Here is a 1,138-nt window from a genome sequence, read left to right as displayed (position 1 = left end):
ATTTTTTTTTTTTCAAGCAAAAGTCGTAATGTGTGCTTACCGCCTGTGTTGTTGGCTTGGAGATTGGTATAAGAGACATGGCAAGGTCGTCCCCTGGTACGTCGACCCGGCCCCCGCCGCCGGCCCGGGTCCGGGCCGGCGGCGGGGGCCGGGTCGACGTACCAGGGGACGACCTGGCCGGTGTCGTCGAAGTAGGTCTCGCTGCCGCGCAGCCACGGGAGGGGCCCCTGGCCGAAGGGATCCGTCACGGCGTGCGCCAGCGCTCCCGAATCCCATCGCCGGATGTGCTTGTGTCCCATGGTGCTTCCCTCCCTCTGACCCCCGTGTTGCCGGTGCGTGTGGTGCGGCTGCGCGTCCCCGGCCTGGCACGGCACGCGCCCGCGGCCCTCTGCGTCCGGGTGTTCTGATGTGCTGATGTGCTGGTAGCTGGGTGAGCTGGTCGCTGGTGTCGCGCCCGTGGCCTGCTGCGATACGGCAGCTCGTGTGCTTGTCCTATGTCGCCAGCGCTTGCCATGGGCGGGATCGGTCCCAGCACATCACATAACGCGCGCAGACAGTCACACTTCGTTGTGAATTGGCTGAAAGTGGAACTAAGCGCTCCGGCGGGTCGGCGGCGGAACGGGATGCGGGCTGGGCGAGTGCGCGGCGGGGGCGATGCTCCGCCGCCGGTGTGCCTCCTCAGCCGAGGCGGACCGGCTTCTCCGGGCGTATGCCCACTTCCACCAGCCACGTGCGCAGGGGCACCACGTCACCGTCCTCGACCAGGCTGAGCACGCGGGGCGTCAGGTCGGTCACTCGCTCGCCGTCGACCAGGAGGGTCGGGCCGTCCAGCCAGTCCAGGCCCGGGGTGGCGCCCACGGTGTCCATCGCCGCGCAGCAGACCATCGCCGTGACGTGGTCGGCCAGGAGTTCGCGGTCGCTGCGCGGGGGCTGCAACGGGAGCAGGGGGAGCGCCCGGTCGTCCCACAGCGCCGCGTCGGGTCCCTGGCCGGTCGGCTGCCCGCCCGACCCCGCGGGGACGGCCCCGGCCTCCTCGCGGGCGACCTCGGCACCGAGACGGGAGGCCAGGGCGGCGCTGCGGGGGTTCTGTGGGAGGTCGTCGTCCTCGTCCTCGTCGCCGAGGGGGATACGGGGGGCG

At 70.7% G+C, this 1,138-nt stretch carries 2 pseudogenes; both read right to left on the bottom strand.

Annotated features, from left to right (window positions below):
* Window positions 1-299: pseudogene (locus tag P1P75_RS41605) on the bottom strand (hypothetical protein); the annotation flags it as partial.
* Between the two features lie 379 nt (window positions 300-678).
* A pseudogene (locus tag P1P75_RS41600) lies at window positions 679-1,138 on the bottom strand (hypothetical protein); the annotation flags it as partial.

It is taken from the genome of Streptomyces sp. ID05-39B, from assembly GCF_033794725.1.
Taxonomy (GTDB): Bacteria; Actinomycetota; Actinomycetes; order Streptomycetales; family Streptomycetaceae; genus Streptomyces; species Streptomyces bobili.
Note: the sequence above shows the minus strand (reverse complement) of the source record. Positions and strands in the feature narration are given on the sequence as shown.